This is a genomic window from Streptomyces sp. NBC_01478, assembly GCF_036227225.1.
Lineage (GTDB): Bacteria > Actinomycetota > Actinomycetes > Streptomycetales > Streptomycetaceae > Streptomyces.
In genome coordinates this window covers 8,055,762-8,081,579 of the sequence record NZ_CP109444.1, presented here as the reverse complement: position 1 = coordinate 8,081,579, position 25,818 = coordinate 8,055,762, and the positions used below count along the sequence as shown (strand labels likewise).

Here is a 25,818-nt window from a genome sequence, read left to right as displayed (position 1 = left end):
GGACATGGATGCGATGGACATGGATTGGGAGCGCAGGGCGACCGCCCTCGCGGACCAGGTGACCGACCCGGACTCACGGTGGCTCGCACCCGTCGCCCGCGTCGCCCGGCACGCGTTGGTGCCGCGCTGGTGGGCCGTGGACGACTCGGGCCGATGGGTTCTGCGGGACGGACCGAGCGACCCGGGCGCCTGGGCGGAAGCCGCCTACGCGGACCGGTCGTTGGTCACCAGGGTCGGCCCGTCGCACGCGGACAAGGCCCAACTCGACGACCACCCCGAGGGGTTGCCCACGTCGTCCGCCACCCTGCCGAGCCTGGTGGTACGGATGCTGCGGCACGGCCGGCTCGGGGACGGGCTGGACCTCCTGGACCTCGGCACCGGAGCCGGCGGCCTCACCGCGTACGCCTGCCATCGCCTCGGGAACGGCCGCGTGACGAGTCTCGACATCGACCCGTATCTGGTCGGCGCCGCGGGGGAACGCCTCGCGGCCATGGGCTACCACCCGAAGCTGATCACGGCGGACGCCACCCGGCACGTCCCCGGCTCGTACGACCGCATCGTGTCCACGGTCGCCCTTGCCCCCGGTCCGCAACTCCGGCCCGTACTGCGTGCGTTGAGGCCCGGCGGGCGGATCGCGACCACGCTCGCCCGTACGTGTCTGATCGTCACGGGGTGGAAGAACCGGAACGGCGAGGTGATCGGGCGCGTCGAACGGGACATGGCGGGTTTCATGCTCACCCGCTCCGGCGACGACCACCCGCCCGCTCTCACCGAGCTGTTCACCCTCGCCCACGAAGCGGAGAGCGAGGAGACGAACACCGGCCGCTACCCCGTCGTAGACGTGACGAACGCGTGGGAAGTCCGGTCCATACTGGAGATCACGACACACGGCGTCGAACTCGCCCACGGGACCAACGGCCGTACGAACACTGCCTACTTGGTGCACCCGGACGGCTCCTGGGCCCGCGCGTCCGCCGAGTCGACCGACCCGCCGGAAGTCCACCAGGGCGGCCCGCAACGACTCTGGAGCGCCCTGGAACGCATCCGGAACCGGCTCAACACGGAGGGCGGACTGCCGCTGCTCGGCGCGGCGGTGCGTATGACGCCCGACGGTGTGTGCCATGTGTCGCGCGGGCAGTGGCACGCGTCCATGGGGACGCGGTCATAGCCACCGTCACGGCCGCGGAGGTCGCGATGACCCCGGAGCAGCGAGCGAAGGCCGCCCAGCGGGGACTGCTCAAGCACGCCCGGATCGCCAGGTCGATCAGCACCGCCCGTCCGCTCAACCCGAGTTGGGCGCACTGGGGCCGACCGGTCCAGCGCCCCTGAATTGGAGCTGCCCGCCGGTCCGGCAGGACTCTACTGTCGACGGCATGACGACCGGCCCGCCCCCCGACCACCCCACCCCCACCACACCCAACTCCCCATCCCCCCACGCCACTTCACGCACGCACCCCCAGCTCCTCACCCGCCCCCTCCTCCTCCGTTTCGTCAGCATGGTCGGTGCCAGTCTCAGCTTCTTCCTGCTGCTCTCGGTCGTACCGGCGTACGCGGCCGAGCGGGGCGGCGGAGGCGCGGCGGGGCTCGCGACCGGTTCGCTGATGCTCGCGACGGTGCTCGGGGAGCTGGTGACTCCCCGCCTCGTCGGCCGCTTCGGCTATCGACTGACCCTGATCGCCGGGCTGTTCCTGCTCGGGGCTCCGGCGCTGGTGCTGACCGTCTCCGGGCACGCCGCCTGGATCGTCGCGGTGTGCTTCGTGCGCGGGCTCGGTTTCGCGCTGACGATCGTCGCGGGCGGGGCGCTGACCGCGTCGCTGATACCGGACGAACGCCGGGGCGAGGGGCTCGCGTTGGTGGGCGTGGTGTCCGGTGTGCCGTCGCTGGTCGCGCTGCCGCTGGGCCTGTGGCTGACCGGGCGGATCGGGTACGGCCCGGTCGCCGTCACCGGTGGCCTCGCCGCGCTGGCCGCGATCGCCTTCGTCCTCGGACTGCCGGACCGGGCGGAGCGCAACGAGCAACCACTGGGTGTTGTACGGGGGTTGCACACCGGCGCCCTGCTCCGGCCCGTCCTGGTCTTCGCCGCCACCGCCACCGCCGCCGGCATCATGGTCACCTTCCTGCCGCTGGCCGTCCCGTCGGCGTCGGCCGGAGTCGTCGCGGTGGCCCTCTTCGTACAACCCGCGTCCTCGACCCTGACCCGCTGGCTCGCGGGCCGCCACGGCGACCGGCACGGCAGCGCGCGGCTCGTCCTGCCCGGCCTGCTCCTGTCGGCGGCGGGCGTCCTGGTGATAGCGCCAACCACCCACCCGGTAGCCGTAGTTGCGGGCACCGCCCTGTTCGGCGCCGGCTTCGGCATCACCCAGAACGCCACGCTGGCCGTGATGTACACCCGCGTCTCCGCCGCCTCGTACGGCACCGTCAGCGCCCTGTGGAACCTGGCCTACGACGGCGGAATGGGCCTCGGCGCGGCCGGCTTCGGCGTCACGGCCGGCCTGACCGGTTATCCGTGGGCCTTCGCGCTGACGGCGTTGTTGATGCTGGGCGCGGTGGCACCGGCGTTGCGGGACCGGCGGGTCAGGGTGTCTTCCGAGCACTCTCCAGCACCTGGCGCAGCCCCTCGGTGAGGTGCTCCGCGTCCGGCGCGGTCTTCGGGTCGAAGGTCCACTGCATGATGAGCCCGGACATCACGATCATGTAGAACGCGCCGAGCGTGTCGGCGGTCTCGTCCGACACCTCCTCCTCCGGTACGCCCATGAGCAGCGCAACCAGTCCTCGGCCGCCCTCCCGCTGCGCGAGCGACAACTGGTCGCGAACCTCCGGCAGTTGGTCACCCATCGCCATGATCTCCCCACTGAGCCGCCACATCGAGCCCGGCTCGCGCAGAGAGGCGACGACGTTCGACCACACCTCCCTGAACCGTTCCAGCGAGCCCGGCACCCCTTCCAGCCGGTCACCCCACTCGAAGGACATGCCGTCCACCAGTGACACGTACGCCTGCGCGAGCAACGCGTCCTTCGAGCCGTAGTGATAGCCGATGGACGCGAGGTTGGTCCCCGACTCCTTGACGATGTCGCGCGCCGTCGTCCGCGCGAACCCCTTCTCCAGCAGGCAGCGCTTCGCGCCTTCGAGCAGATCCTCACGGTGTCCCATGCCCGCCACCCTACCGCCGATCCATACAGCCGTCCTAGACGCACGATTTATACAAACGTTCTAGACAAGCGTTTAGGACGTGCGTACATTCGCTCTCATGACGAACTCACCGAGCTCGACGAACGCGACGAACCCCGTGGGCACCCCCAACTCCCTTGCCGGCCGCCGCGAATGGACCGCCCTCGGCGTCCTGATGCTGCCGCTGCTGCTGGTCTCCATGGACGTCTCCGTCCTCTACTTCGCCATCCCGGCGATCAGCGCCGACCTGGAACCCAGCGGCACCCAGCAACTGTGGATCTTCGACATCTACGCCTTCGTGCTGGCCGGCCTGCTGATGACGATGGGCTCGATCGGCGACCGCATCGGCCGCCGCCGGCTCCTCCTGATCGGCGCGGCGGCGTTCGGCACCGCGTCCCTCATCGCGGCCTACGCGAACAGCGCCGAGACCCTGATCGCCGCCCGCGCGGTCCTCGGCATCGGCGGCGCGACCCTGATGCCCTCGACGATGGCGCTGCTGCGCACGATGTTCACCGACCCCGGCCAGCGCGCGAAGGCGATCGGTCTGTGGTCCGGCGTGATGACCGCCGGCGTCGCGCTCGGCTCGGTGCTGAGCGGTGTCCTGGTCCAGTACTTCTGGTGGGGCTCGGTCTTCCTGATCAACCTGCCCGCGATGGCCCTGCTCCTGCTCATCGGCCCGTTCCTGCTCCCCGAGTCCAAGAACCCCGCCCCCGGCCGCTTCGACTGGCCGAGCGTCCCGCTGTCGCTGGCCGCCGTGCTGCCCGTGATCTACGGCCTCAAGGAGATCCCCTCCGAGGGCTGGCACGTCCAGTACGTCGTCTCGGTCACCGTCGGCCTGCTCTTCGCGGCCCTGTTCGTCCACCGCCAGCGCACCGCCGCCTCCCCGATGATCGACCCCACCCTCTTCCGCGGTCGTGGCTTCGCCCCCTCGGTCGTCCTCAACCTCGTCTCCGCCTTCGGCATGATGGGCTCGGCCTTCTTCACCACGCAGTACCTGCAGTCGGTGCTCGGCAAGAGCGCGATGGAGGCGGCCCTGTGGGCGCTGCTCCCCTCGGTGCCGATCGGCATGGCGGCCCCGCTGGCAACGACCCTCGTGCAGAAGGGAGTTGACCGCGCCTACGTCGTCGCGGCCGGCTTCGCCCTCGCCTCCGGCGGCTACGGCATGCTCGCCCTGGTCGGCACGGACTCGCTGTGGCCGGCCCTGGCCGCGGCCGGTGTCCTCGCCTCCGGGATCGTCATGGTGATGTCCCAGATCATGGACCTCGCGATGGGCAGCGCGCCGGTGGAGAAGGCGGGCGTGGCGTCCTCACTGATGGAAACGGGAGCCGAGTTCGGCGGCGCGCTCGGCATGGCCCTCCTCGGCTCCATCGGTACGGCCGTCTACCGCCACGGCATCCCGGCCTCGGCCCCCGCCCCGGCCCACGAGACCCTCGGCGGCGCCCTCGCCGTCGCCCGGCAGCTACCGGGGCGCACGGGAGACGCCCTGACCGCGACCGCCCGGGAGGCCTTCACCGACGGCATGCACGGGGCGGCGATCGCGGGGGCGGTGCTGCTGCTGGGGGCCGCTTTCGCGGCGGCGCGGACCCTGCGGGGAATCCAGGCCCAGACACCCGATCCGGCCGCGGCGGAGCCGCAGAAGGCGGAGGCGTGACCCCCAACTACACAGAAACGCCGGGTGGGTTGAGGATCATCTCCTCAGCCCACCCGGCGTTCACGTGAAACGTCAGACAGCAACGTCAGTCGGCGACATCAGACAGGAACCTCAGACCAGGTTCACCGAACGAGCCGACGTCGCGCCGATCTCCTCGGCCACCTCCGCCAGCACACCCGCCGCGACCGTGTCATCAACGGTCAGCACGGCCAACGCCTCGCCACCCGCCACCGACCGCGACACCTGCATCCCGGCGATGTTGATCCCGGCCTCACCGAAGACACGACCGACCGTGCCGACAACCCCGGGCCGGTCCTCGTACCGCAGGACCACCATGTGGTCGGCGAGCGCGAGGTCGACGTCGTAGTCGCCGACCGCGACGATCTTCTGCAGGTTCTTGGGACCGGCCAGCGTGCCGGAGACAGAGACCTCCTCGCCGCTGCCGAGCGTGCCGCGCACGGTGACGACGTTGCGGTGGTCGGCCGACTCCGAGCTGGTCGTCAGCCGTACCTCGACCCCCCGCTCCTGCGCGAACAGCGGAGCGTTGACGTACGACACCGTCTCGGCGACGACGTCCTCGAACACGCCCTTGAGCGCGGAGAGTTCGAGCACCTTGACGTCGTGCTGGGTGATCTCGCCGTAGACCTCGACGTCGAGCCGGACCGCGACCTCGCCCGCGAGGGCGGTGAAGATGCGGCCGAGCTTCTCGGCGAGCGGGAGGCCGGGCTTGACGTCCTCGGCGATGACGCCGCCCTGGACGTTGACCGCGTCGGGGACGAGTTCACCGGCGAGCGCGAGGCGCACCGACCTGGCGACCGAGACACCGGCCTTCTCCTGCGCCTCGTCCGTGGAGGCGCCGAGGTGCGGGGTGGAGACGACCTGGTCGAACTCGAACAGCGGGGAGTCCGTGCAGGGCTCCTTCGCGTACACGTCGAGGCCGGCGCCGGCGACGCGGCCCTCCTTGAGCGCGGAGTACAGCGCCTCCTCGTCGACGATCCCGCCGCGCGCGGCGTTGACGATGCGCACGGTCGGCTTGACCTTGCGCAGCGCCTCGTCGCCGATCAGACCGACCGTCTCGGGGGTCTTGGGCAGGTGCACGGTGATGAAGTCGGAGACTTCGAGCAGCTCGTCCAGCGACAGGATCTTGACGCCCATCTGGGCAGCCCGCGCGGGCTGGATGTAGGGGTCGTAGGCGACGACCTTCATCCCGAACGCGGACATGCGCTGCGCCACGAGGGCGCCGATGCGTCCCAGACCCACCACACCCAGGGTCTTCTCGGCCAGCTCCACGCCCGTGTACTTGCTGCGCTTCCACTCGCCGTTCTTCAGCGCGGCGTTGGCCTGCGGGATGTGGCGTGCGGTCGCCAGCAGCAGACCGCAGGCCAGCTCGGCGGCGGTGACGATGTTCGAGGTGGGGGCGTTGACGACCATCACGCCGGCCTTGGTGGCGGCGGAGACGTCCACGTTGTCCAGGCCGACGCCGGCTCGTGCGACGACCTTCAACTTCCGTGCGGCGGCGACCGCTTCGGCGTCGACCTTGGTGGCCGAACGGATCAGGATCGCGTCCACGTCGGCGATCGCGGGGAGCAGCTCGCCCCGGTCCGCGCCGTTGCAGTGGCGGATCTCGAAGTCCGGGCCGAGAGCGTCCACCGTCGCGGGCGACAGCTCTTCAGCGATGAGTACGACAGGTTTCGAGCTCACGTGAGTCCTCACAAGTCCATTGCGTGCGGACGGCCGTCCCGACGGCCGCAGGCGGTGGAGGGGCTAGCCGCGGAGACGCACGACGCTGTGGGCCTGACGCGTATTAGTACGGCAGTGTAGTGGCGCTCCGACAGTCGTCCTGCGCCTCTGCGGAAGGATCACCCGTCCGAGGCTGGACGGGTTGGACAAAGGGGCCGGAGCGCTCGCTCCGGCCCCTCGGCCCTTCGGGCTTACGCCTCTTCGTCGACCCAGCTCATCAGCTTGCGGAGCTGCTTGCCGGTGGTCTCCAGCAGGGACTCGGCGTCCTTCTGCTTGTACTCGTTGTACTTCTTCAGGCCACCGTGGTACTCGGCCATCCACTCACGCGCGAAGGTGCCGTCCTGGATCTCCGCGAGGACCTGCTTCATCGTGGCCTTGGTCTCGTCCGTGATGATCCGCGGGCCGGTGACGTAGTCGCCCCACTCGGCGGTCTCGGAGATCGACCAGCGCATCTTCTCCAGGCCGCCCTCGTACATGAGGTCGACGATCAGCTTCAGCTCGTGCAGGCACTCGAAGTACGCGATCTCGGGCTGGTAACCGGCCTCGGTCAGCGTCTCGAAACCGGCCTTGACCAGCGCGGCCGTACCACCGCAGAGGACGGCCTGCTCACCGAACAGGTCGGTCTCGGTCTCCTCGGTGAAGGTCGTCTTGATGACGCCGGCGCGGGTGCCGCCGATGCCCTTCGCGTACGACAGCGCGAGCGCGAAGCCGTTGCCGGTCGCGTCCTGCTCGACGGCCGCGATACACGGAACGCCGCGGCCCTCCTCGTACTGGCGGCGGACGAGGTGGCCCGGGCCCTTGGGGGCGACCATGCAGACGTCGACGCCGGCCGGCGGCTTGATGAAGTCGAAGCGGATGTTGAGGCCGTGACCGAAGAACAGCGCGTCGCCGTCCTTGAGGTTGTCCTTGATGGACTCCTCGTAGACCTGGGCCTGGATCGGGTCCGGCACCAGGATCATGATGACGTCGGCCTCGGCGGCGGCCTCGGACGGCGTCACCACGCGCAGGCCCTGCTCCTCGGCCTTCGCCTTGGACTTGGAGCCCTCGTGCAGACCGACTCGGACGTCGACACCCGAGTCACGGAGCGACAGCGCGTGGGCGTGGCCCTGGCTGCCGTAGCCGATGACCGCGACCTTGCGGCCCTGGATGATGGACAGGTCGGCGTCGGCGTCGTAGAACAGCTCGGCCACTTTGGGTTCTCTCCTTGGTGTGCAGGTGTTGCGTCCCACCGTATGACGGCGGGCGGAATCGAAGTTCGGGGGTCTCGGAATGCGGGCGGCCGGGGCCGCCCGCACACGGGTCTACGCGGAGCGGTCGAGCGCGCGCAGCGAGCGGTCGGTGATGGAGCGGGCGCCGCGGCCGATGGCGATCGTGCCGGACTGGACCAGCTCCTTGATGCCGTACGGCTCCAGCATCTTGAGCATGGCGGACAGCTTGTCGCTGGAGCCGGTGGCCTCGACGGTGACGGCCTCCGGGGAGACGTCGACGGTCTTGGCGCGGAAGAGCTGGACGATCTCGACGATCTGGGAGCGCGTCTCGTTGTCGGCGCGCACCTTCACCAGAACGAGTTCGCGCTGAACCGCGGAACCCGGCTCCAGTTCGACGATCTTCAGCACGTTGACGAGCTTGTTGAGCTGCTTGGTGACCTGTTCGAGCGGGAGTGCCTCGATCACGTTCACCACGATCGTGATGCGGGAGATGTCGGGGTGCTCGGTGACGCCGACGGCGAGGGAGTCGATGTTGAAGCCGCGCCGGGAGAACAGGGCGGTGATCCGGGCGAGGACACCCGGCTTGTTCTCCACCAGGACGGAGAGCGTGTGCTTGGACATTTCTCTTTCGTCTCTCTCGCTCAGTCGTCTTCGTTGTCGCCGAAGTCGGGGCGGACGTCCCGGGCGAACATGACCTCGTCGTTCGAGGTGCCGGCGGCGACCATCGGCCACACCATGGCGTCCTCGTGGACGATGAAGTCGATCACGACGGGGCGGTCGTTGATCGAGTTCGCCTCCTCGATGACCTTGTCGAGGTCGTCGGGGGACTCGCAGCGGATCGCGTAACAGCCCATCGCCTCCGACAACTTGACGAAGTCGGGGATGCGCGTGCCGGCGCTCGGCTGCTTGCCGTCGGCCTCCGGGCCGCTGTGCAGCACGGTGTTGGAGTAGCGCTGGTTGTAGAACAGGGTCTGCCACTGGCGGACCATGCCGAGGGCGCCGTTGTTGATGATGGCGACCTTGATCGGGATGTTGTTCAGGGCGCAGGTGGTGAGTTCCTGATTGGTCATCTGGAAGCAGCCGTCGCCGTCGATCGCCCAGACCGTCTGGTCCGGCGCTCCGGCCTTGGCGCCCATCGCGGCCGGGACCGCGTAGCCCATCGTCCCGGCGCCGCCGGAGTTGAGCCAGGTCGCCGGCTTCTCGTACTGGATGTAGTGCGCGGCCCACATCTGGTGCTGGCCGACGCCCGCCGCGAAGATCGTTCCCTCCGGGGCGAGTTGGCCGACGCGCTCGATGACCTGCTGCGGGGAGAGCGAGCCGTTGTCGGGCTGCTCGTAGCCGAGCGGGTAGGTCTCGCGCCAGCGGTTGAGGTCCTTCCACCAGGCGCTGTAGTCGCCGGTGTGGCCCTCGCTGTGCTCCTTCTGCACGGCCTGCACCAGGTCGGCGATGACCTCGCGGGCGTCCCCGACGATCGGCACGTCGGCGGCGCGGTTCTTGCCGATCTCGGCCGGGTCGATGTCGGCGTGGACGATCTTCGCGAAGGGCGCGAAGCTGTCCAGCTTGCCGGTGACGCGGTCGTCGAAGCGGGCTCCGAGGGCGACGATCAGGTCGGCCTTCTGCAGCGCGGTGACGGCGGTGACCGCACCGTGCATGCCCGGCATTCCCACGTGCAGCTCGTGACTGTCGGGGAATGCGCCGAGCGCCATCAGTGTGGTGGTGACGGGCGCTCCGGTGAGTTCTGCGAGGACCTTCAGCTCGGCGGTGGCGTGTGCCTTGAGGACACCGCCGCCGACGTAGAGGACGGGCCGCTTCGCGGCGGTGATCAGCTTGGCGGCCTCGCGGATCTGCTTGGCGTGCGGCTTGGTCACCGGGCGGTAGCCGGGCAGGTCCATGACCGGCGGCCAGGAGAAGGTGGTCTTCGCCTGGAGGGCGTCCTTCGCGATGTCGACCAGCACCGGGCCCGGGCGGCCGGTGGAGGCGATGTGGAAGGCCTGCGCGATGACGCGCGGGATGTCCTCGGCCTTGGTGACCAGGAAGTTGTGCTTGGTGACCGGCATCGTGATGCCGACGATGTCCGCCTCCTGGAAGGCGTCCGTACCGATCGCCTTCGACGCGACCTGCCCGGTGATCGCCACGAGCGGCACCGAGTCCATGTGCGCGTCGGCGATCGGGGTCACCAGGTTGGTGGCGCCGGGCCCTGAGGTCGCCATGCAGACGCCGACCTTGCCGGTGGCCTGCGCGTAACCGGTGGCCGCGTGGCCCGCGCCCTGCTCGTGGCGGACCAGCACGTGACGCACCCGCGTCGAGTCCATCAGCGGGTCGTACGCCGGAAGGATCGCACCGCCGGGGATGCCGAATACCGTGTCGGCCCCGACTTCCTCAAGAGAGCGGATGAGGGACTGCGCGCCCGTGACGTGCTCGGGGGCGGACGGCTGTCCTCCGGATCGGGGCCGCGGCTGCGGATGGGCCCCGGTGGCCTGCTCGGTCATCGTCATTCTCTTCTCGATGCTGAGGGTTTTTGCGAGGTTTGTGCGGGGTTCTGCTGCTGCACGACTGGTTCCTGTGCAACAAAAAACCCCTCGTGCCGTGAGGCAAGCGAGGGGAGCGCGCCGGGTGCGGTCGCTGGGAGTTCCGGGTCCGTCCGGAGGTCACCAGCGTCAGCCGACGCGCTTTCCAAGTACGAGAATTCGGGTGCGCATGGCAATGACCCTCCCCCCGGCACGCATCCACTGTCAAGTGGGTGGGACGGGAGTCTCATTATGTGAACGGAGGGCCGTTCCGCCACCGAAAACCGCGGGCACACCACTGGTGTACACCCCCAGGGCGCCGCCCGCGAACGCGGGCTCGGCCGGGCCGTGCGGCACCGGATAGTGACCGCGGGACAGGGCCCGGCGCAGCCGGTACTCGTCCAGCGGCGCGGAGAAGGCCATGCCCTGCCCGTGCGTGCAGCCCATCGCGCGCAGGGCGACCACCTGTTCCGGCAGATCGACCCCGTCGGCCACGGACTGGAGCCCGAGATCGCAGGCGATCCGCAGCAGCCCACTGGTGATCTTGTGCAGCCGCGCGGACTCGACGACGCCCTCGACCAGACTGCGGTCCAGTTTCAGTACGTCGACGGGCAGCCGCCGTAGCGTCGTGATGGCCGCGTAGCCGCTGCCGAAGCCGTCGAGGGCGATCCGGACACCGAGCCGCCGCAGGGCCGTCAGCCGGCGCTCCAGCTCGTCCAGGGAGACCCGCGGGTCGGTGTCGGACAGCTCGATCACCAGCGAACCGGACGGCAGTCCGTGCCGGGTCAGCAGGGCCTCGATCGAGCCGAGCGGCATCGACTTGTCCAGCAGCCGCCGGGCACTTATCCGCACGGCGACGGACACGGCGAGGCCGGTCGCGGTCCGCTCGGCGGCCTGCTCCACGGCCTCCTCCAGCATCCAGCGCCCCAGCTCGGCGGTCTTGTCGCTGTCCTCGGCCACCCGCAGGAACTCGGCCGGCGTGAACAGCACGCCCTGCGACGACCGCCAGCGCGCCTGCGTGGAGACCGACGCGATCCGGCCGTCCACCAGCGACACCACGGGCTGGTGCAGCAGCGCGAACTCCCCGTCGTGCAGCGCGGCCCGCAGCCGGGTGGCCAGTTCCGCCTTCCGTACGACGTCCTGCTGCATCTGCGGTGCGTACAGCTCGACCCGGCCCTTGCCCGCCCCCTTGGCGCGGTACATCGCGAGGTCGGCGTTGCGCAGCAACTCCCCCGCGCCCAGGCCCGGTTCGGCGAAGGAGACGCCGATGGAGGCGGCGACGCGGACATCGTTGCCGTCGATGAGGTACGGCTGGGACAGGGTGATTCTCAGGCGGTCCGCGAGCTCCATGATGTGCCGCTCGCGGGCGGCGCGGTCCCGGGTGCCGTCGCCGACGATCAGGGCCGCGAACTCGTCGCCGCCGAGCCGGGACGCGGTGTCGCCGTGCCGGACCGCGCCGTCGAGCCTGCGGGCGGCCTGGATGAGGAGTTCGTCGCCGGCCTGGTGGCCGATGGTGTCGTTGACGGCCTTGAAGCCGTCGAGGTCGATGAAGAGGACGGCCGTGCCGCGGTCGGTGGAGCGGCGGCCGGAGAGGGCCTGCTGGACGCGCTTGGTGAACAGCGCGCGGTTGGGCAGGTCGGTGAGCGGGTCGTGTTCGGCGTTGTGCTGCAACTGCGCCTGGAGGCGCACGCGTTCGGTGACGTCCCGGCTGTTGAAGATCAGGCCGCCGTGGTGGCGGTTGACCGTCGACTCGACGTTCAGCCAGCCGTCGTCGCCGGACCGGAAGCGGCACTCGATGCGGGTCGTGGACTCCTCGTAGGGGTTCGCGGTGAGGAAGCGGCGCACCTCGTGCACCACACAGCCCAGGTCCTCCGGGTGGATGAGCGAGGCCAGTTCGGTCCCGACCAGTTCCTCGGCGGGCTTGCCGTAGACGCCGGCGGCGGCCGGGGAGACGTAGCGCAGGATGCCGTTCGGAGCGGCGATCATGATGACGTCGCTGGAGCCCTGCACCAGGGAGCGGAAGTGGTTCTCCTTCTGGGCCAGTTCCTGGGTGAGGGTGATGTTGTCGATCAGCATGATGCCCTGGCGCACCACGAGGGCGAGCACCACGCAGCCCGCGGTGATGAGCACCACGCGGTCGGGGCTGCGGCCGTTGAGGACGTTGTAGAGAATCCCCAGCGTGCAGACGGCGGCGGCGAGATACGGGGTGAGCGCGGCCAGCGAACCGGAGATGGGGCGGGTGGCCGGATACCGCCCCTGGTCGGCGCCCGGCGCGGCGGCCTGGTGCTGGACGCCGGTCCGCTGTCCGGGCCGGTGTTCGTGCACCACGCGCGTGTGCCCGTCGTCCTCGGGCCGGGTGTGCCGGGGCGCGGCCCACGGGGCGTACGCGAGGAGCAGGGAGCCGGCGAACCAGCCCGCGTCGAGCAACTGGCCCGAGTGGTAGTTGTTGTGGAGCAGCGGCGAGGTGAACAGGGCGTCGCACATGACCGTCAGGGCCAGCGCGCCGATCGCGGTGTTCACCGCGGTGCGGTTGACCGAGGAGCTCCGGAAGTGCAGCGCGAGCACCATGCTGACCAGCGCGATGTCGAGCAGCGGGTACGCCAGCGACAGCGCGGTGTGGGCCACGCTCGGCCCGTCGAACTTGGCGGCCTGGGCCAGCGCGAGGCTCCAGGACAGCGTCAGCAGCGAGCCGCCGATCAGCCAGGCGTCAAGGGCCAGACAGACCCAACCGGCCTTGGTGACGGGCCGTTTGGCGAGGACCAGGAGCCCGACGATGGCGGGCGGCGCGAAGCAGAGAAAGAACAGATCGGCGAAACTGGGGCTGGGCACGGGCCGTTGGAGCACGACCTCGTACCACCCCCACACCCCGTTGCCCAGCGCCGCCATCGCCGAGGAGAGCGAGAACAGCAGCCAGGCGGGCCGAAAGCGGATACGGCGGCTGCGCGCGTAGCGGAAGCACGAGACGGCGGCGGTACCGGCTGCCGCGCTGAGCCCGAAGTCGCCCATGATCAGGGCGACTTGGGCCGACCCCCAGTCGAGCGCGGAACCGACGGCGTATCCCGCGCACACCAGGGCCAGGACGAGTTGCTGGACCAGGCTCCATCCGCCGCCGGATCCCGGCGGTCGTGGCTGCCGCGCTCCCGGCGAAGTCCGGTCCCGGAGCGCCCCGTTGAGGGTGGTCGTCGGAGACGGTGGCGAACTCACCGGTCCCTCCCGGTCCGCGTCGCTCCCGGGTCCCGCGGGCCCCGGTGCGCTGGATGAGCGTGCCTGCGGCGGCTGTTGGGCCTGCGGTGATGATGACCGTGGTGGCTGTGCTGTCCACCATGACCGCTGTGGTTGCCGTGACCGCTGTGATCGCCGTGGTGGCCGCGTCTGCCCGCGGCGGCGCGCCAGGGTCGCCGTCGGCGGCCCCGCCGCGTCGGATCGCTCGTCCATAGGCCGTGCATCGCCCGTCGCCCCCCTCACAGTCTGAAATGTCCATCCCCGGCGCCGAACGGTGCGCGGCGCAGCCCCTGCCGGGACGATACACCAGTCTCGTCACTCAGGGACATAGTTCCTCTACGCTCCGTGACGACCAGCGGAGATGCGTGCACGCCCCGCTTCCGGAGAGTTGCGGAGGGTGCCGGAAGCGGATCGAGCCCCTGTTACGACTACCCCGTCGGTCCTGTCGTAAGGATCACGTTGCGCAGCGGCTCCCGGTTCACGAATCGCCCCAACTGGTCGACAATCAGGCGCTTCGCGCGCGGCATGAACGCCGAAGTGGGCCCGCCGACATGCGGACTGATCAGCACGCCGGACGCCTGCCACAACGGGTGCCCCTGGGGCAGGGGTTCGGGGTCGGTGACGTCCAACGCGGCGGTGATACGGCCGCGTTCGAGCTCCGCGAGCAGCGCCTCGGTGTCCACGACGGGGCCCCGGGCCACGTTGACCAGCAGCGCCCCGTCCTTCATCCGGGCCAGGAACTCGGCGTCGACCAGGTGCCGGGTCGTCTCGTTCAGGGGCGTGGAGAGGATGACGACGTCCGCTTCCGGGAGCAGGGCGGGCAGTTCGGCGAGCGGATGCACCGGCCCGCGCGCGGTGGTACGCGCGGAGCGCGCCACCCGCGCCACCCGCGCGAGTTCGAAGGGAGTGAGCCGGTCCTCGATGGCGGAACCGATGGACCCGTAGCCGACGATGAGAACGGACCGGTCGGCGAGGGCGGGCCGGAACCCGCCGAGCCACTCCCCCTTGTCCTGCGCCCGCACGAAGTCGGGGACGCCCCGCAGCGAGGCGAGGATCAGCGTCAGCGCCAACTCACCGGTGCTGGCCTCGTGCACCCCACGCGCGTTGCACAACTGCACACCGGGGCGCAGGTACTTGAGCCCCGGCTGCACATGGTCGATACCGGCCGACAACGTCTGTACGACCTGCACGGAGCCCATCGCCGGCAGCGGCCGCACGCCGGTCTCGCTGCTCTTCATGTAGGGCACGACGTAGAAGGCGCAGTCGGCCGGGTCCGCGGGGAAGTCCTCACCTCCGTCCCAGAAAAGGTAGTCGGGCCCCTCGGGAAGTCCTGCGATCTCCTCCGGCGGGATGGGCAGCCACACGTCAACAGTCATGGTCAGGAGGCTATGTCAGGCACGCGCGCGTGCAGAGGTTAGGTTTGGGGGCCGGAAGAGGGAGGGTCACGAGCAGGTGGAGCGCAGGACGATCGGCGCGGGGTCGCTCGCCATGGGAGCCGTCGGACTCGGCTGCATGCCGATGAACTGGGCGTACAGCGGGTCGCGTCGGCGGGGCGACGAGTCGGTCAGGGCCGTGCACCGGGCGCTCGATCTGGGTGTGACGCTGCTGGACACCGCCGACATGTACGGCCCGTTCACCAACGAGCTGTTGCTGGGGCGGGTGTTGAGGGAGCGGCGCGGGGACGCGTTCGTGTCGACGAAGGTCGGCCTGCTGGTCGGCGAACAGCACATCGTGGCCAACGGCCGTCCCGGCTACGTGAAACGCGCGTGTGACGCGTCGCTCCGCCGCCTCCAGACGGACGTGATCGACCTCTACCAACTGCACCGCGCCGACCCCGAGGTCCCCGTCGAGGAGACGTGGGGTGCGATGGCGGATCTCGTACAGGCCGGAAAAGTACGGGCGTTGGGGATCTGCGCGGTCGGCGCCCGCTCCGCGCGCCGCCCCGGGGCACGGCTCCATGACGGAACGATCCGCCAACTCCAGCGCGTACAACAGGTGTTCCCCGTCACGGCGGTCCAGGCCGAGCTGTCGGTGTGGTCACCGGAGGCCCTGGACGCGTTGCTCCCATGGTGCGCGGCGCGCGGCGTCGGCTTCCTCGCGGCGATGCCCCTCGGCAACGGCTTCCTGACCGGCACCCTGACCCCGGGCGAGGGCTTCGAACCGGACGACATCCGCGCCCGCCACCCCCGCTTCACCGCCGAGATGACCGCCGCGAACCAGCCGATCATCGCCGGCCTGCGCCGCGTGGCCCGCCGCCACGGCCCGGAGGTGACCCCGGCCCAGGTGGCCCTGGCGTGGGTACTGGCGCAGGGGGCGCATGTGGTGGCGGTACCGGGCACGAAGCGGGAGCGCTGGGTGAGGGAGAACGCGGGGGCGGCGGGCCTGTGCCTGACGACGGAGGACCTGGCGGAGGTGGCGGGGCTGCCCGCGGCTCGGGGGTCCTGGGACTGAGCTCCGCGGGGCGGCGACGGACCCGGCCCCGCACGCCACGGCTCGATCGTGCGTCGGTGCGCTGTGATCGGGAACCCGTGCGGCGTGAGCGGAGTATGACAAGGAGAACCAGCCGGACGGTGCGGCCGTGAGCCCGCCGTGAGGAAGCGCCGTATCCACCGGTGAGTGCCCGCCCGTCGAAAGGACCCGATCGTGCAACGTCGAGCCGTGCCGGCCGCCCTGGCCGTGACCGCACTCCTGCTGACGGCCGGGTGCTCCTCCGACGGAGGAGGATCCCCGGGTGACGGCACCGGTGCGTCGTCCGGCAGCAGCGGTACGGCGACCGGGGCGGCCTCGCCCTCCGCGCAGGCCGCCGAGCAGACCCCGCCCGCCAAGGGCACGGTGAAGGTGCTGCGCACGGTCACCGAGGGGCTGAAGACCCCGTGGGGCCTCGCCCCGCTGCCCGAGGGGGACCTCCTGGTCTCCTCGCGCGACGACGGCACGATCACGAGGATCGACGAGAAGACCGGCAAGAAGACCGAGTTGGGCACGGTGTCCGGGGTCTCCGCGGCCGGTGAGGGCGGCCTCCTCGGTATCGCGCTCTCCCCTGACTACGCCTCGGACCACATGATCTACGCGTACTTCACCTCGGCCTCGGACAACCGCATCGTCCGCGTGCTGTACGACGAGAAGAAGCCCGCCGGTGAGCAGTTGGGCGCGCCCGACACGGTCTTCAAGGGCATCCCCAAGGGCTACATCCACAACGGCGGCCGCATCGCCTTCGGCCCGGACGGCATGCTGTACGCGGGCACGGGCGAGAGCGGTCAGCGGGGCCTGGCGCAGGACAAGAAGTCCCTCGGCGGCAAGATCCTGCGGCTGACCCCGGAGGGCGACCCGGCGCCGGGCAACCCGTTCCCGAACTCGCCGGTGTACACCTACGGCCACCGCAATGTGCAGGGCCTCGCCTGGGACTCCAAGCAGCGGCTGTTCGCCTCGGAGTTCGGCCAGGACACCTGGGACGAGCTGAACGCGATCACGCCGGGCGACGACTACGGCTGGCCGGACGCGGAAGGCAAGGGGAACAACGCCGAGTACCACAACCCGATCGCCCAGTGGCACACGGACGACGCCTCCCCGAGCGGCATCGCCTACGCCGAGGGTTCCGTATGGATGGCGGGGCTGAAGGGCCAACGCCTGTGGCGCATCCCGCTGGACGGCACGAAGGCGTCCGCCGCCCCGCAGGCCTTCCTCACCGGCGAGTACGGCCGGCTGCGCACCGTGGCGTCGGCCGACGGCGACAAGCTGTGGCTGATCACCAGCAACACGGACGGCCGCGGCACGCCTAAGTCGGGGGACGACCGGATTCTGGAGCTTCAGGTGACGTAGCGGGCGGCTCGGCGGAGGGGTCGGCATCGGCGTCGTCGCCGGACCCAGCATCGGGATCGGGATCGGGATCGGGATCGGTACGAGCGTCGGCTTCCGGCAGCCGTACGACGACCTTCCCGGACTCCAGGTCTATCGGCCCGCGCCCGGGGTCACCGTCGGCGACATCGACCCTGGTCAGCGCAAGCCGGTTGGCCTCGTCCTGGGTGTGCTTGCGGCCCGGTGAGAACAACTCCTCGAACATGTTGAACACGGCGCCTCCCCTGTGCCGGTCCCCTACAGCGTACGACTCATCGCGCGGAACGCACGGTGAGCGGGTCGGGCGGGAACAGCTCCAGCCGGTGGGCCACGGCCGCCGCCTCGCCCCGGCCCGAGACGCCGAGCTTGCCCAGGATGTTCGAGACGTGGACGCTCGCGGTCTTCGGGGAGATGAAGAGTTCCTCGGCGATCTGCCGGTTGGTGCGGCCGGCGGACACCAGGCGCAGGACGTCACGCTCCCGGCTGGTGAGACCGAGCGCCTCGACGGGGTCGGCGGGGACCGCTCTGCGCGCCGGGACCTTCGTGAGCGTCAGCCGGGCCCGCTGGGCAAGCAGCGCGACGGAGTCGGCGAGCGGGCGGGCGCCCAGGTGGTCGGCTACGGCGGCGGACAGGCGGAGCAGTTCCGTGGCGCGGTCCCGCTCGTCGTCACCCCCGTCGGGGTCGGACAGCACCGCTTCGGCCAGCCGGTGCCGGACGCGGGCGAGGTCGTAGGGGCGGTCGAGGCATTCGAAGGCGGCGACCGCCTCGGACCAGTCGTCCGGGGTGGAGCGGCCCTCGGCGTACAGGAGTTCGGCGCGGAGCCAGCGTTCGTGGGCCCGCCAGACGGGGACGTTGGTGGGTACCTGCTTGGCGACCGCCCGGAGGCGTTCGAGGATCTTGGGGCGGCCGGGGTCGGCGACGGGCAGGCCGACGGCCTGGGTCTCGGCGACGGCCGCGGTGACCAGCAGGGGCCAGGCCTCGAAGTGCGTGCCGGGGCGGAAGCCGGAGTCCAGGACCAGTTCGAGGGTGGCGCGGGCGTCGAGGAGGCGGCCCTCGGCGGTGGCGACCTGGAGTTCGATCCGCTCCAACGGCAGATGATGCTGGGGGGCGACGTCATGGGTGCCGAAGTGCTCGCGGGCGGCGGCCAGTTGGTCACGGGCCTGCGCCACGTCACCTCGGGCGAGAGCGAGTTCGGCGCGGATCCGGGCGTGGAAACCGCGGGGTTTGGCGCTCTGGTCCACGCGCTGCGAGTTGGTCGCCGCCTCGGCGGCCTCGTCCCAGCGGCCCAGGGTGAACAGGGACTCGGCGAGGTTTCCCCAGATCCACGCCTCTTTGTCGAACTGGCCGAACTTCTTGGCGAAGGCGAGCCCCGTCTCCAGGATGGGCAGCGCCTCCCGGGAGCGGCCGACCGTTTCGAGGAAGGAGGGAAGGTTCACATAGCTGCGGCCGGCGACGGTGGAGATGCCCTCCGCGACCGTTCGTTCGTTCACCTCGACCAGCTCGGCGAGTCCCGCCTCGACGTCGCCGGACACGACCATGAGGCCGGCCAGGGTGAGGCGCGCGTCCAGCTCGATCTCGCGGGCGCCCACCATGCGCGCGTACTCGACCGCGCGCTCGGCGGCCACGTAGGCGTCCGGTCCCGGCACATGCACCGTGGACCAGCCGGCGACCTTGGCCAGTACCTCCGCGTGCACCTCGGAGGGCGGCAGTCCGCGGACCAGCTCCTGGGCGGCGGCCAGTTCCGTCCAGCCGTCGCCGCGGGACTGGGCCCGGACCAGGACGGAGCGCTGCACCCAGAACCAGGCGGCCCGCAGCGGGTCGCCCTCGTCCTCCAGGAGGTGCAGGGCCCGCTTGGTGATCTTCAGGGCGCGCTCGCGCTCCCCGCTCAGCCGCCCGGCGACGGCCGCCTCCGCCATCAGGTCGAGATAGCGCAGGGGTGTGGTCTCCGGGTCGCACCCGCAGGGCGGGTACACCTCGGTGTAGTCGACGGGACGCAGACCGGCGCGTACGGCGTCGGGGGCGGTGTCCCAGAGCTCCATCGCCCGCTCCAGGAGCCGTAGTTGCTCGGAGTGGGCGTGCCGGCCGCGGGCCGCGACGGAGGCGGCCAGGACGGCGGGGAGGGCCTTGGCGGCGTCGTGGGCGTGGTACCAGTAGCTCGCCAGGCGCATGACGCGCTGGTCGGCCGGGACGAGCGTCGGGTCGGCCTCCAGGACCTCGGCGTACCGGCGGTTGATGCGGGAGCGCTCGCCGGGCAGCAGGTCGTCGCCGACGGCCTCGCGGACCAGGGAGTGACGGAAGCGGTAGCCGTCGTCACCGGGGGCGGCCTGGAGGATGTTGGCGCCGACGGCGGCCCGCAGCGCCTCAATGAGGTCGTCCTCGGCGAGCCGGGCGACGGCGGCGAGCAGCCGGTACTCGACGGTGGAGCCGCCCTCGGCGACGATCCGGCAGACCCGCTGGGCGCTCTCGGGCAGTGACTCGACCCGGACCAGGAGCAGGTCGCGCAGGGAGTCGGTGAGGTTGCTGCGGCAGCCGTCGTGGGCGGCGACGGCGAGTTCCTCGACGAAGAAGGCGTTGCCGTCGGAGCGTTCGAAGATCTCGTCGACCTGGGCGGGGTCGGGTTCGGCGGCGTGGATGCCGGCGATCTGGCGGCCCACCTCCTGCCGGTTGAAGCGGCCCAGTTCGATCCGGCGGACCGTGCGGAGCCGGTCGAGTTCGGCGAGCAGGGGGCGCAGCGGGTGGCGGCGGTGGATGTCGTCGGCGCGGTAGGTGGCGAGGACGAGGAGGCGGCCGGTGCGCAGGGTGCGGAAGAGGTAGGCGAGGAGGTGGCGGGTGGAGGCGTCGGCCCAGTGCAGGTCCTCCAGGGCGACGACGACCGTGCGCTCGGCGGCGACGCGCTCCAGGAGGCGCGCGGTGAGTTCGAAGAGGCGGGCCATGCCCTCCTCGTCGTGGCGGCCGGCCCGCCGGTCGGTGGGTGTCTCCGCCAACTCGGGGAGCAGCCGGGCGAGTTCCTCCTCCTGGCCGGCGGCGGCCGCGGACAGCTCGGCGGGCAGTGCGCGGCGCAGCGCGCGCAGGGCGGTGGAGAACGGGGCGAAGGGCAGTCCGTCCGCGCCGATCTCGACGCAGCCGCCGAGTGCGACGACGGCGCCCCGGCGGCAGGCGGCGGTGGCGAACTCCTCGACCAGCCGGGTCTTGCCCACGCCGGCCTCACCGCCCAGCAGCAACGCCTGCGGCTCGCCCGCGGCGGCGCGGGCGAGCGCATCGTTCAGCGTGTCCAGCTCGCCGGCACGACCGACGAAGACCGGACTGACGGACCTGGTCTCCACGGCCCCGAGCATGTCACGCGGGTCTGACAACACGGCACCGGTTTTCGAGCGGCCGGCCCCGGCCGGGAGCACCCCGCCGCCACCCTGCCGGGCGAGCGCCGTAGGACCGCCCTGCCGAGCTGGCGCCGCAGGACCACCCTGCCCGGCGGACACCGCAGGACCACCCTGCCGAGCTGGCGCCGCAGGAGCACCCTGCCGAGCGGGCGCCGTACGCGCGTCCGGCCGAGCGGGCGCCGTGGGACCGTCCTGCCCGGCGGACACCGCAGAACCGCTCTGCCGGGCGGGCACCGAAGGACCACGCTGCCCGGCCGGCACCACACGACCGCCCTGCCGAGCTGGCGCCGCAGGAGCACCCTGCACGGCGGGCGCCGTACGAGCGTCCGGCCGAGCTGGCGCCGTAGGACCATCCGGCCCGGCGGACACCGTAGAACCGCTCTGTCGGGCGGGCACCGAAGGACCACGCTGCCCGGCCGGCACCACACGGCCGCCCTGCCGAGCTGGCGCCGCAGGAGCACCCTGCCGAGCGGGCGCCTTACGCGCGTCCGGCCGAGCGGGCGCCGTAGGAGCACCCTGCCCGGCCGGCACCACCCGGCCGCCATCCTGCCCAGCGGCCACCGCACGGCCGTCCTGTCGAGCCGGCGCCGCAGGACCAGCCTGCCCGGCGGGCACCGCACGGCCATCCTGCCCGGCCGGCACCCCGCGGCCCCCATCCTGCCGGGCCCGGCCAGTCACGAGGCTCGGGCGAACAGGTGCCTGCGGGGGCCTTGGCTATGCACCTCCCCCTCGGCGGCACGGCGGGCCTGCTCGCGGCGGGCGGCGCGGGCGCCGCGCACGGCCTCGCGGGCCAGGCGCTCGTTCGCGGCCTGCCGGCGCAGTTCGGCGGAACGGATCTGGTGGAGTTCGTACTCGTACATCTCAAGTCCCTTGGAAGAGGCGGTTGTCGGGCTTCGCTTTCTGCGATGCCTCAACCTTCGTCTCCCAGGGGGGTCCGCCACATCGGGAGAGTTCCGCATCTTGCGGAGCCGGGCGGGCCTTAGACGTGCGTAAGGGGTCTTAGTGCCTCCGTAAGGTGCTTACGGAGGCACTAAGACCCCTGATGACGTGCGGTGAAGTAAACCGGTCGTCAGCTAGCCGACGGCAGGCTGAGCAGCACGTCGGTGTACTTGAGGACAGCCAGGAGCAGGCCTACGACGCCGAGCGCGACACCCGCCCAGGCGACCGACTTGATCCAGGTGGCCTGCGGCTTGCCGGGGGCGCCGAACGCGGGCCGGACCAGGGCCGCGACACCCACGAGCGCGCCGACCAGAGCGAAGATGCCGGCCCACAGCGCGGTGGTGTGCCAGGCGTCGCCGTAGACCTCCTTGATCTGGGTGGCCACGCTCGCGGTGGAGGCGGTGTGGAGCTGGCCCACGAGGGTCTCGCGGGCGGCGGCGACGGAGCCGATCCAGCCGCCGGAGAGCGAGATGAAGCCGAGCGCGGCGGAGACCACGGCGGCGGCACCCTGGCCGACGCCGGAGGAGCCCTCCGGCTCCGCCAGCCCGAGCTTCGCGAGCTCGGCCGCGTACTCCTCCTCGGAGAGGTCGTCCTCGTCCTCGGCGGCTGCGGCCTCGGCCTCGGTGGCCTCCGCGGTGGCGGTTTCCTGCTCGGTCACTTCCTCGTCGGTCTTGGTGACATCGGCCTTCGTCACATCGGTCTTGGTGACGTCGACGGTCTCCGCGTCGCTCTTCACCTCGGTGGCCTCGTTCGCGGCCTCGTCAACAGTCTTGGTACCCATGGTGCGCACGGTAGGGGTGGTTTCTGAGAAGTTCCTTAAAGATCGGCGTGCGAGGCACGCGCGCGTGCCTCGCGCCACTCGGGTGCGAGCACGGACCACACCTCGATGTCGTGCCGCAGGCCCCCGTGGGGGTGTGACCGGCGGAGGATCCCGTCCCTGGTCATGCCCATGCGGCGGGCAACATTCAGGCTCTTCTCATTGCCCGCGGCGGCATGCCATTCGACCCGGTGGATGCCGCGCTGTTCGATCGCGAAGTCGATGAGGATCCGTATCGCGCGCGTGATCAGTCCGTGCCCGGCAGCGGCGGGTTCCAGCCAGCAGCCGACCTCGCAGTTGCCCTGGTCGGCGTGGAAGTTCAGGAAGAGGACCCCGCCCACGAGCTTGCCGTCCAGCCAGATGCCGTGCAGGGACGCGCTGTCGGCGGCGCGCAGGTCGGCGTAGCGCTGGAGCATGGCCCGCGCGGAGTCGACGTCCGTCTCCTTGGACCCGAAGGAGATGAACTGTCCGATGAACTCCCGGCCGCGGTCCAGGTGGGCGAGGAACTCCTCGGCGTGCCACGGCTCCAGGGGACGCAGTTCGGCCCCGTCGTCACCCAGGGATATCGCGTACATCCTGCTCCCGCTCCTTCGCCAGGACGTCCGCCACCTCGGCGTCCGTCGCGGCGGCCAGCCTCTCATGGGCGGCGCGGCACTCGGGGGGCTCGATGCTGATGCGGGGCAGGACGCGGTCCAGGCCGCGCGGCAGCCACCAGTTGGCGCCGCCCAGCAGGTGCATGAGGGCGGGCACCAGCAACGTACGGAGAACAAAGGCGTCCAGGGCGACGGCGGCCGCCAGCGCGATGCCGAACATGGCGATCACGCGGTCTCCGCTGAGCACGAAGGCGAGGAAGACCGAGATCATGATGACGGCGGCCGAGTTGATGACCCGGCTGGTCTCGGCGAGGCCGACGCGGACGGCCCGGCGGTTGTCGCCGGTTTCCAGCCATTCCTCGTACATCCGGCTGACCAGGAAGACCTGGTAGTCCATCGAGAGGCCGAAGAGGACGGACACCATGATCACGGGGAGGAAGGGCTCGATCGGCCCGGCCCGCCCGAGGCCCAGGAACTCGCTCCCCCAGCCCCACTGGAAGATCGCGACGACGACTCCGAAGGCGGCTGCCACGGCGGCGACGTTCATCGCCGCGGCCTTGAGCGGGATGCCGATCGACCGGAAGGCGAGCAGGAGCAGCACACAGCCGAGCGAGATGACGACCCCGACGAACAGCGGGAGCTTGCCGACGATGACGTCCGCGAAGTCGTCGTAGCTCGCCGTCACCCCGCCGACGTGGATGTCGAGCGAGGTGCCCGTCTCGGCCCTTGGCAGTACCTCGGTGCGCAGCCGGTCGACGAGGTCGCTGGTCTTCTGGGACTGCGGTGCCGAGTCCGGGACGACCGAGAAGTACCCGGTGGAGCCGCCGGCGTCGTAGGTCACCGGGGTCACGGAGGCGATGCCGTCGGTGGTGCGCAGGGTGGCGTCGAGGTTGTCGAGGGTGAGCCTGTCCTCGGCGCCGTCGATCTTCGTGACGAGGGTGAGGGGGCCGTTGACGCCGGGGCCGAAGCCCTCCGCGAGGAGGTCGTAGGCCTGGCGGGTGGTCGACGACTGGGGGTCGTTGCCCTGGTCGGAGGTGCCCAGGTGGAGCGCGAGCGTGGGCAGCGCGAGGACGGTGATGACGACCAGGGCGAGGGCGCCGAGGAGTTTCGGGTGGCGCTCGACGAACGCGGACCAGCGGGCGGCGAGGCCGGTGGGCAGCTCCGGCTGGGGCCCGTGCTCCGCCAGTCGGCGGCGTTCGCGGCGGCTGAGGGCGCGCGGGCCGATGAAGGACAGCAGGGCCGGGAGGAGCGTCACGGAGGCCGCGACGGTGAGCACCACCGTCAACGAGGCGGCGATCGCTACCCCGTTGAGGAAGCCGAGCCGCAGGATCAGCATCCCCAGGAGGGCGATGCACACGGTGGCGCCCGCGAAGACGACCGCGCGCCCGGTGGTGACGACCGCGTTGGTGACCGCCTCCGTGACGGACAGTCCGCGTTTCAGCCCGCGCCGGTGCCGGGTCACGATGAACAGCGCGTAGTCGATGCCGACACCGAGCCCGATCAGCATGCCGAGCATGGGCGCGAAGTCGGCGACGGTCATCGCGTGCCCCAGGAGCACGATCGCCGCGTACGCGGTGCCGACGCTCACCAGGGCGGTGCCGATGGGCAGCAGCGAGGCGGCGAGCGATCCGAAGGCGAGGAACAGCACGAGAGCCGCGACGGCGACCCCGACGATCTCGGCGGTGTGCCCGCTCGACGACTCGGTGAGCGCGATGGCGCCGCCGCCCAGTTCGACCTGGAGTCCGTCGGTCTCGACGGCCTTGGCGGCACGGACGACCGCCTGCGCCTCGGACTTGTCGATGCCCTCGGCCTGGTGAGCGAAGGTGACGGTGGCGTACGCGGTCCGCCCGTCGGCGCTGATCCGGCCGGTGCCCTGCCCGTCGTAGGGGCTGACCACGGAGGCGACCCCGGGCAGGCTCGCGATCCTGTCCAGGGCGTCGGTCATGGTCTGTTCGACGTCGGCGGCGCGGACGGAACCGGGTGAGGTGCGCCAGACCACGGTGTCGCTGTCGCCGCCGAGACCCGGAAACCCCTCCTTGAGCAACCGCGTCGCACGGCCCGACTCCGTACCGGGGGCTTCGTAGTCGTTCGAGTACGCCGAGCCGGCGACCGCGGCGGCCGCGGTGACCCCGCCGAACGCGAGGAGCCACAGCAGGACGGCGGCGAGGCGGTGCCGAACACACCAGCGGGCGAGGGCTGCCACGAACGTGCTCCCGGGGATGGCGAATTGTGGATCTTTGACCGGGAAACATCGTCCGAAGGATGAACAGCCCGCAAAGAACGCATGAGCGATACGCGGCCCACTCTCGCAGCCGAAAGTGATCGTCCATGACGTTCACGGGCTTCATCACGAGAGTGGGAGCCAGATCACAGGACAGTAACGGCGACTCTGTCACCCCGCCCGGTGCCTCAGTCGAACTGGTCCCCCAGCGCCATCACCATCGCGCCGACGACCAGCAGCCAAAGCGCCCGTCTGGTACGACCCCTGGACCCCAGGACCGCCGCGAGCGCGCACAGCGCCGCACCCACGGCATAGGCGGCCGGGACGAGCACCGGTGCGGAACCGGTGGCCCTCAGCGCCGCCGCGGCCACACCGGCCAGGGCCAGCACGGCTCCGGTCAGGACCGCCGTCCAGCGGGCCCGCCGCGCGTCCAGTGCCAGATCATCGAAATCGTCCGATTCGGACATCTCGGAATCTCCGCGTCCGTCCATGGCGGGCGAGCGTAGCGCCTCCGCCTGAGAAACCTGGTGCGCGGCCAACGGAC

The 25,818-nt window shown here is 71.1% G+C and carries 20 protein-coding genes; 6 read left to right on the top strand and 14 right to left on the bottom strand.

The features are described from left to right. Positions 1-19: 19 nt before the first annotated feature. The 3 genes from OG223_RS36655 to OG223_RS36645 are packed head-to-tail and all read left to right on the top strand — an operon-like array spanning position 20 to position 2,624. Positions 20-1,168 carry a methyltransferase domain-containing protein gene (locus OG223_RS36655; protein WP_329265665.1) on the top strand — a complete coding sequence of 383 codons (1,149 nt, stop codon included), beginning with the start codon at positions 20-22 and terminating at the stop codon, positions 1,166-1,168. Positions 1,169-1,194: 26 nt separating this feature from the next. Then, on the top strand, positions 1,195-1,329 hold the full coding sequence (locus tag OG223_RS36650; RefSeq protein ID WP_329258113.1) for a hypothetical protein: 135 nt from the start codon (positions 1,195-1,197) through the stop codon (positions 1,327-1,329). A 44-nt stretch (positions 1,330-1,373) separates the two neighbouring features. Beyond that, positions 1,374-2,624 (top strand): MFS transporter, encoded by a 1,251-nt coding sequence (locus OG223_RS36645; RefSeq protein WP_329258110.1) that lies wholly within the window; start codon positions 1,374-1,376, stop codon positions 2,622-2,624. Here OG223_RS36645 and OG223_RS36640 read toward each other — a convergent pair. Continuing rightward, positions 2,575-3,150, bottom strand: a complete 576-nt coding sequence (locus OG223_RS36640) for a TetR/AcrR family transcriptional regulator (RefSeq protein WP_329258107.1) — start codon at positions 3,148-3,150, stop codon at positions 2,575-2,577. The two genes, OG223_RS36645 and OG223_RS36640, sit on opposite strands and share 50 nt — an antisense overlap. A 97-nt stretch (positions 3,151-3,247) precedes the next feature. On the opposite strand from OG223_RS36640, the gene OG223_RS36635 reads away from it, so the two are divergent. Beyond that, positions 3,248-4,819 carry an MFS transporter gene (locus tag OG223_RS36635; protein WP_329258104.1) on the top strand — a complete coding sequence of 524 codons (1,572 nt, stop codon included), beginning with the start codon at positions 3,248-3,250 and terminating at the stop codon, positions 4,817-4,819. 111 nt (positions 4,820-4,930) lie between these two features. On the opposite strand, the gene serA is transcribed toward OG223_RS36635, so the two are convergent. The 6 genes from serA to OG223_RS36605 all read right to left on the bottom strand — a co-directional run bounded on the left by serA (position 4,931) and on the right by OG223_RS36605 (position 14,872). Then, a complete protein-coding gene (serA, locus tag OG223_RS36630) occupies positions 4,931-6,520 on the bottom strand; it encodes a phosphoglycerate dehydrogenase (protein ID WP_329258101.1) in 1,590 nt (529 codons plus the stop codon). Between the two features lie 230 nt (positions 6,521-6,750). Beyond that, on the bottom strand, positions 6,751-7,749 hold the full coding sequence (gene ilvC / locus OG223_RS36625; protein ID WP_019068660.1) for a ketol-acid reductoisomerase: 999 nt from the start codon (positions 7,747-7,749) through the stop codon (positions 6,751-6,753). Positions 7,750-7,860: 111 nt separating this feature from the next. Further along, positions 7,861-8,388, bottom strand: coding sequence for an acetolactate synthase small subunit (gene ilvN, locus OG223_RS36620; protein ID WP_329258098.1), 528 nt, complete (start codon positions 8,386-8,388; stop codon positions 7,861-7,863). A gap of 20 nt (positions 8,389-8,408) precedes the next feature. After that, positions 8,409-10,262, bottom strand: a complete 1,854-nt coding sequence (locus OG223_RS36615; protein WP_329258095.1) for an acetolactate synthase large subunit — start codon at positions 10,260-10,262, stop codon at positions 8,409-8,411. Between the two features lie 237 nt (positions 10,263-10,499). Beyond that, positions 10,500-13,478, bottom strand: a complete 2,979-nt coding sequence (locus OG223_RS36610) for a putative bifunctional diguanylate cyclase/phosphodiesterase (RefSeq protein ID WP_329258092.1) — start codon at positions 13,476-13,478, stop codon at positions 10,500-10,502. Positions 13,479-13,924: 446 nt separating this feature from the next. Then, positions 13,925-14,872: a 2-hydroxyacid dehydrogenase gene (locus OG223_RS36605; protein ID WP_329258089.1), complete on the bottom strand. Its 948-nt coding sequence runs from the start codon at positions 14,870-14,872 to the stop codon at positions 13,925-13,927. 76 nt (positions 14,873-14,948) lie between these two features. Here OG223_RS36605 and OG223_RS36600 point away from each other — a divergent pair, with 76 nt between their 5' ends. Further along, positions 14,949-15,947, top strand: a complete 999-nt coding sequence (locus OG223_RS36600) for an aldo/keto reductase (RefSeq protein WP_329258086.1) — start codon at positions 14,949-14,951, stop codon at positions 15,945-15,947. Positions 15,948-16,154: 207 nt separating this feature from the next. Next, positions 16,155-17,312: a PQQ-dependent sugar dehydrogenase gene (locus OG223_RS36595; RefSeq protein WP_329265663.1), complete on the top strand. Its 1,158-nt coding sequence runs from the start codon at positions 16,155-16,157 to the stop codon at positions 17,310-17,312. Here the strand turns inward: OG223_RS36595 and OG223_RS36590 are convergent. The 7 genes from OG223_RS36590 to OG223_RS36560 all read right to left on the bottom strand — a co-directional run bounded on the left by OG223_RS36590 (position 17,269) and on the right by OG223_RS36560 (position 25,765). Further along, on the bottom strand, positions 17,269-17,553 hold the full coding sequence (locus tag OG223_RS36590; RefSeq protein ID WP_443073859.1) for a DUF6191 domain-containing protein: 285 nt from the start codon (positions 17,551-17,553) through the stop codon (positions 17,269-17,271). The genes OG223_RS36595 and OG223_RS36590 overlap by 44 nt on opposite strands. Before the next feature lie 46 nt (positions 17,554-17,599). Further along, positions 17,600-20,662, bottom strand: coding sequence for a helix-turn-helix transcriptional regulator (locus tag OG223_RS36585; protein WP_329265661.1), 3,063 nt, complete (start codon positions 20,660-20,662; stop codon positions 17,600-17,602). A gap of 716 nt (positions 20,663-21,378) precedes the next feature. After that, entirely contained in the window at positions 21,379-21,564 is a 186-nt protein-coding gene (locus OG223_RS36580; protein ID WP_329258080.1) for a hypothetical protein, read from the bottom strand. Positions 21,565-21,773: 209 nt separating this feature from the next. Then, positions 21,774-22,424: a hypothetical protein gene (locus tag OG223_RS36575; RefSeq protein ID WP_329258077.1), complete on the bottom strand. Its 651-nt coding sequence runs from the start codon at positions 22,422-22,424 to the stop codon at positions 21,774-21,776. Positions 22,425-22,459: 35 nt separating this feature from the next. Further along, a complete protein-coding gene (locus OG223_RS36570) occupies positions 22,460-23,035 on the bottom strand; it encodes a GNAT family N-acetyltransferase (protein ID WP_329258074.1) in 576 nt (191 codons plus the stop codon). Continuing rightward, entirely contained in the window at positions 23,013-25,256 is a 2,244-nt protein-coding gene (locus OG223_RS36565) for an MMPL family transporter (RefSeq protein WP_329258071.1), read from the bottom strand. Before OG223_RS36565 ends, OG223_RS36570 begins: the two co-directional genes overlap by 23 nt. Positions 25,257-25,462: 206 nt before the next feature. Then, positions 25,463-25,765 carry a hypothetical protein gene (locus tag OG223_RS36560; RefSeq protein WP_329258069.1) on the bottom strand — a complete coding sequence of 101 codons (303 nt, stop codon included), beginning with the start codon at positions 25,763-25,765 and terminating at the stop codon, positions 25,463-25,465. Positions 25,766-25,818 lie beyond the last annotated feature (53 nt).

Coding starts and splice junctions, on each gene's coding strand:
- OG223_RS36655 (WP_329265665.1), top strand. CDS start 20: ATGGATTGGGAGCGCAGGGCGACCGCCCTCGCGGACCAGGTGACCGAC.
- OG223_RS36650 (WP_329258113.1), top strand. CDS start 1,195: ATGACCCCGGAGCAGCGAGCGAAGGCCGCCCAGCGGGGACTGCTCAAG.
- OG223_RS36645 (WP_329258110.1), top strand. CDS start 1,374: ATGACGACCGGCCCGCCCCCCGACCACCCCACCCCCACCACACCCAAC.
- OG223_RS36640 (WP_329258107.1), bottom strand. CDS start 3,150: ATGGGACACCGTGAGGATCTGCTCGAAGGCGCGAAGCGCTGCCTGCTG.
- OG223_RS36635 (WP_329258104.1), top strand. CDS start 3,248: ATGACGAACTCACCGAGCTCGACGAACGCGACGAACCCCGTGGGCACC.
- ilvN (WP_329258098.1), bottom strand. CDS start 8,388: ATGTCCAAGCACACGCTCTCCGTCCTGGTGGAGAACAAGCCGGGTGTC.
- OG223_RS36615 (WP_329258095.1), bottom strand. CDS start 10,262: ATGACGATGACCGAGCAGGCCACCGGGGCCCATCCGCAGCCGCGGCCC.
- OG223_RS36605 (WP_329258089.1), bottom strand. CDS start 14,872: ATGACTGTTGACGTGTGGCTGCCCATCCCGCCGGAGGAGATCGCAGGA.
- OG223_RS36590 (WP_443073859.1), bottom strand. CDS start 17,553: ATGTTCGAGGAGTTGTTCTCACCGGGCCGCAAGCACACCCAGGACGAG.
- OG223_RS36585 (WP_329265661.1), bottom strand. CDS start 20,662: ATGCTCGGGGCCGTGGAGACCAGGTCCGTCAGTCCGGTCTTCGTCGGT.
- OG223_RS36580 (WP_329258080.1), bottom strand. CDS start 21,564: ATGTACGAGTACGAACTCCACCAGATCCGTTCCGCCGAACTGCGCCGG.
- OG223_RS36575 (WP_329258077.1), bottom strand. CDS start 22,424: ATGGGTACCAAGACTGTTGACGAGGCCGCGAACGAGGCCACCGAGGTG.
- OG223_RS36570 (WP_329258074.1), bottom strand. CDS start 23,035: ATGTACGCGATATCCCTGGGTGACGACGGGGCCGAACTGCGTCCCCTG.
- OG223_RS36560 (WP_329258069.1), bottom strand. CDS start 25,765: ATGGACGGACGCGGAGATTCCGAGATGTCCGAATCGGACGATTTCGAT.